At 51.1% G+C, this 5,446-nt stretch carries 2 tRNA genes and 3 rRNA genes; all 5 read right to left on the reverse strand.

Annotation, left to right across the window (positions count from 1 at the left end):
• Positions 1 to 82: ribosomal RNA gene (gene rrf / locus QEP11_RS12825) — 5S ribosomal RNA — on the reverse strand; the annotation flags it as partial.
• A gap of 123 nt (positions 83 to 205) precedes the next feature.
• Positions 206 to 3,085: ribosomal RNA gene (locus QEP11_RS12830) — 23S ribosomal RNA — on the reverse strand.
• A gap of 384 nt (positions 3,086 to 3,469) precedes the next feature.
• Positions 3,470 to 3,545: transfer RNA gene (locus tag QEP11_RS12835), tRNA-Ala, on the reverse strand.
• A gap of 26 nt (positions 3,546 to 3,571) precedes the next feature.
• Positions 3,572 to 3,648 (reverse strand) — tRNA-Ile (locus tag QEP11_RS12840).
• A gap of 88 nt (positions 3,649 to 3,736) precedes the next feature.
• Positions 3,737 to 5,271, reverse strand: a 16S ribosomal RNA gene (locus QEP11_RS12845).
• Positions 5,272 to 5,446: the final 175 nt, after the last annotated feature.

The raw sequence follows: 5,446 nt of genomic DNA on the forward strand, positions 1-5,446 counted from the left end.
CCGCACTATCATCGGCGCAAAGTCGTTTCACTGTCCTGTTCGGGATGGGAAGGAGTGGGACCAACTTGCTATGGTCACTAGGCATAAACTGTGGATGTGAAGCACTCGCTTCACATCAAATTCATAGAATCAAAATCAGATTTATTCGATTGCGCACAACGGGCATAACTAGTCTGAACCACCAACTTGGCAGTATCAAAGTTATAGGGTCAAGCCGCACGGGCAATTAGTACTGGTTAGCTTAACGCATTACTGCGCTTCCACACCCAGCCTATCAACGTCGTGGTCTACAACGACCCTTCAGGGGGCTCAAGGCCCCGGCAGATCTAATCTTGAAACGAGTTTCCCGCTTAGATGCTTTCAGCGGTTATCTCTTCCACACGTAGCTACCCTGCGATGCCACTGGCGTGACAACAGGTACACCAGAGGTGTGTCCACTCCGGTCCTCTCGTACTAGGAGCAGGCTTCCTCAAATCTGCAGCGCCCACGGAAGATAGGGACAAAACTGTCTCACGACGTTTTAAACCCAGCTCACGTACCTCTTTAAATGGCGAACAGCCATACCCTTGGGACCGACTACAGCCCCAGGATGAGATGAGCCGACATCGAGGTGCCAAACACCGCCGTCGATATGAACTCTTGGGCGGTATCAGCCTGTTATCCCCAGAGTACCTTTTATCCGTTGAGCGATGGCCCTTCCATACAGAACCACCGGATCACTATGTCCTGCTTTCGCATCTGCTCGACTTGTCAGTCTCGCAGTTAAGCACGCTTATGCCATTGCACTATTAGCACGATGTCCGACCGTACCTAGCGTACCTTCGAACTCCTCCGTTACGCTTTGGGAGGAGACCGCCCCAGTCAAACTGCCTACCATGCACTGTCCCCGATCCCGATTAGGGACCTAGGTTAGAACCTCAAACGCACCAGGGTGGTATTTCAACGTCGGCTCCATGTGATCTAGCGACCACACTTCAAAGCCTCCCACCTATCCTACACAGATCCGTTCAAAGTCCAATACAAAGCTACAGTAAAGGTTCATGGGGTCTTTCCGTCTTTCCGCGGGGAGATTGCATCATCACAAACATTTCAACTTCGCTGAGTCTCTGGAGGAGACAGTGTGGCCATCATTACGCCATTCGTGCAGGTCGGAACTTACCCGACAAGGAATTTCGCTACCTTAGGACCGTTATAGTTACGGCCGCCGTTTACTGGGACTTCAATCAAGAGCTTGCACCCCATCATTTAATCTTCCAGCACCGGGCAGGCGTCACACCCTATACGTCCACTTTCGTGTTTGCAGAGTGCTGTGTTTTTATTAAACAGTTGCAGCCACCGATTTTTTGCAACCCCTTTGGGCTCCGCTTGTTCAGCTTCACCTACTTGGGGCATACCTTCTCCCGAAGTTACGGTATCAATTTGCCGAGTTCCTTCTCCAGAGTTCTCTCAAGCGCCTTAGAATACTCATCTCGCGCACCAGTGTCGGTTTGCGGTACGGTCAATCAATAGCTGAAGCTTAGTGGCTTTTCCTGGAAGCAGGGTATCACTCACTTCGGCTGCAAGCAGCCTCGTTATCACCCCTCATCTCAGCCCGGCGGATTTGCCTACCAGGCACGACTACAGGCTTGAACCAACTATTCCAACAGTTGGCTGAGCTAACCTTCTCCGTCCCCACATCGCACTATTGATCGGTACAGGAATATTGACCTGTTTCCCATCAGCTACGCATCTCTGCCTCGCCTTAGGGGCCGACTCACCCTACGCCGATGAACGTTGCGTAGGAAACCTTGCGCTTACGGCGAGCGGGCTTTTCACCCGCTTTAACGCTACTCATGTCAGCATTCGCACTTCTGATACCTCCAGCATCCGTTACCAGACACCTTCTCAGGCTTACAGAACGCTCTCCTACCACGTGCACTAAAAGTGCACATCCGCAGCTTCGGTAACTGGCTTAGCCCCGTTACATCTTCCGCGCAGGACGACTCGATCAGTGAGCTATTACGCTTTCTTTAAATGATGGCTGCTTCTAAGCCAACATCCTGACTGTTTTAGCCTTCCCACTTCGTTTCCCACTTAGCCAATTTTAGGGACCTTAGCTGGCGGTCTGGGTTGTTTCCCTCTTGAGTCCGGACGTTAGCACCCGGTGCTCTGTCTCCCAAGCTGTACTCTGCGGTATTCGGAGTTTGCCTTGGTTTGGTAAGTCGCCATGACCCCCTAGCCAAAACAGTGCTCTACCCCCGCAGGTAATACTTGAGGCACTACCTAAATAGTTTTCGGAGAGAACCAGCTATTTCCAAGTTTGTTTAGCCTTTCACCCCTAACCACAGCTCATCCGCTGATTTTGCAACATCAGTCGGTTCGGACCTCCAGTACCTGTTACGGCACCTTCATCCTGGCCATGGTTAGATCACTTGGTTTCGGGTCTACACCCAGCGACTGAACGCCCTATTCGGACTCGATTTCTCTACGCCTTCCCTACTCGGTTAAGCTTGCCACTGAATGTAAGTCGCTGACCCATTATACAAAAGGTACGCAGTCACCCCTTGCGAGGCTCCTACTTTTTGTAAGCATACGGTTTCAGGATCTATTTCACTCCCCTCCCGGGGTTCTTTTCGCCTTTCCCTCACGGTACTGGTTCACTATCGGTCGATTACGAGTATTTAGCCTTGGAGGATGGTCCCCCCATATTCAGACAGGATTTCTCGTGTCCCGCCCTACTTGTCTGCAGCCTAGTACCACCGATGAGCTTTCACATACGGGACTATCACCCACTATGGTCGGCCTTTCCAGACCGTTTTGTTAACTCATCGACTATCACTGCAAGGCTCTTCCGAATTCGCTCGCCACTACTATCGGAATCTCGGTTGATGTCTTTTCCTCTGGGTACTTAGATGTTTCAGTTCTCCAGGTTCGCCTCAATACCCTATGTATTCAGATATTGATACCCTTGCGGGTGGGTTTCCCCATTCAGAAATCTCCGGATCAAAGCTTATTTGCCAGCTCCCCGAAGCTTATCGCAGGCTATCACGTCTTTCTTCGCCTGTAATCGCCAAGGCATCCACCATATGCTCTTAGTCACTTGACCCTATAACTTTGACTTCTGTTGCCAGAAATCGCCATCTCGGTGTTCAAAGACTTGTAAGGTCTCTCACCTTACGCGTTATGCCGTAATGTGAATATCTTGCGGCCGCATCTTTCGATGCAGCTTAGAGAATATTCGTCATTACATGAATTCAAAAAGTTGAATTCGTGTTGACGCAATCAAATAATTGCTGATGGCACGGTGCACTAAACCTTGGTTTGTGCTTTCCATCAGCAATACTGATTTCGACTCTATGAATTTTTAAAGAACAGCCTATTGAGAATCTTCTCAATACAAAAGCACTCTGAGCCAGAGTGCTTTTGTATTGCAGCGAGCCAACGATTATAGCACCCTGCAGCGCTATAAATTTTGAACCACTCGAATTCTTGGTGGAGGATGACGGGATCGAACCGACGACCCCCTGCTTGCAAAGCAGGTGCTCTCCCAGCTGAGCTAATCCCCCATCTCGGGTTTGTCGCATTGGAAGTTTGGTGGGTCTAGTTGGGCTCGAACCAACGACCCCTGCGTTATCAACACAGTGCTCTAACCAGCTGAGCTACAGACCCAATCCATCGAAACCTTAGCGGCTCCAACAGTTGCCATCCAACAACCGATAAGTGTGGGCGTTCAAACTTGAACTGCTTCATTTTCCAGAAAGGAGGTGATCCAGCCGCACCTTCCGATACGGCTACCTTGTTACGACTTCACCCCAGTCACGAACCCCGCCGTGGTAAGCGCCCTCCTTGCGGTTAGGCTACCTACTTCTGGCGAGACCCGCTCCCATGGTGTGACGGGCGGTGTGTACAAGACCCGGGAACGTATTCACCGTGACATTCTGATCCACGATTACTAGCGATTCCGACTTCACGCAGTCGAGTTGCAGACTGCGATCCGGACTACGACTGGCTTTATGGGATTAGCTCCCCCTCGCGGGTTGGCAACCCTTTGTACCAGCCATTGTATGACGTGTGTAGCCCCACCTATAAGGGCCATGAGGACTTGACGTCATCCCCACCTTCCTCCGGTTTGTCACCGGCAGTCCCATTAGAGTGCTCAACTAAATGTAGCAACTAATGGCAAGGGTTGCGCTCGTTGCGGGACTTAACCCAACATCTCACGACACGAGCTGACGACAGCCATGCAGCACCTGTGTTACGGCTCTCTTTCGAGCACCAAGCCATCTCTGGCAAGTTCCGTACATGTCAAAGGTGGGTAAGGTTTTTCGCGTTGCATCGAATTAAACCACATCATCCACCGCTTGTGCGGGTCCCCGTCAATTCCTTTGAGTTTCAACCTTGCGGCCGTACTCCCCAGGCGGTCAACTTCACGCGTTAGCTTCGTTACTGAGTCAGTTAAGACCCAACAACCAGTTGACATCGTTTAGGGCGTGGACTACCAGGGTATCTAATCCTGTTTGCTCCCCACGCTTTCGTGCATGAGCGTCAGTACAGGCCCAGGGGATTGCCTTCGCCATCGGTGTTCCTCCGCATATCTACGCATTTCACTGCTACACGCGGAATTCCATCCCCCTCTGCCGTACTCTAGCCTTGCAGTCACAATGGCAGTTCCCAGGTTGAGCCCGGGGATTTCACCACTGTCTTACAAAACCGCCTGCGCACGCTTTACGCCCAGTAATTCCGATTAACGCTTGCACCCTACGTATTACCGCGGCTGCTGGCACGTAGTTAGCCGGTGCTTATTCTTACGGTACCGTCATGACTCCAGGGTATTAACCCGAAGCTTTTCGTTCCGTACAAAAGCAGTTTACAACCCGAAGGCCTTCATCCTGCACGCGGCATTGCTGGATCAGGCTTGCGCCCATTGTCCAAAATTCCCCACTGCTGCCTCCCGTAGGAGTCTGGGCCGTGTCTCAGTCCCAGTGTGGCTGATCGTCCTCTCAGACCAGCTACAGATCGTCGGCTTGGTAAGCTTTTATCCCACCAACTACCTAATCTGCCATCGGCCGCTCTAGTAGCACAAGGTCTTGCGATCCCCTGCTTTCATCCGTAGATCTCATGCGGTATTAGCCACTCTTTCGAGTAGTTATCCCCCACTACTAGGCACGTTCCGATGTATTACTCACCCGTTCGCCACTCGCCACCAGACCGAAGTCCGTGCTGCCGTTCGACTTGCATGTGTAAGGCATGCCGCCAGCGTTCAATCTGAGCCAGGATCAAACTCTACAGTTCGATCTTGAATTTAAAGTCTTGCGACTCACTCATAAAAACGGAATTGAAGTGAACTTCACTTCTTGTTTCCATGAGCGTTTGATTTTTAGTTCCAAAGAACTTGGCAATTCGCCTTCAAACGCCCACGCTTATCGGCTGTATCTTGTTAAAGATGCTCCAGAAATCAACTTCCTGT

Origin of the sequence: Comamonas halotolerans (assembly GCF_030162935.1) — a bacterium.
In the GTDB taxonomy this organism is placed as follows: domain Bacteria; phylum Pseudomonadota; class Gammaproteobacteria; order Burkholderiales; family Burkholderiaceae_C; genus Comamonas; species Comamonas halotolerans.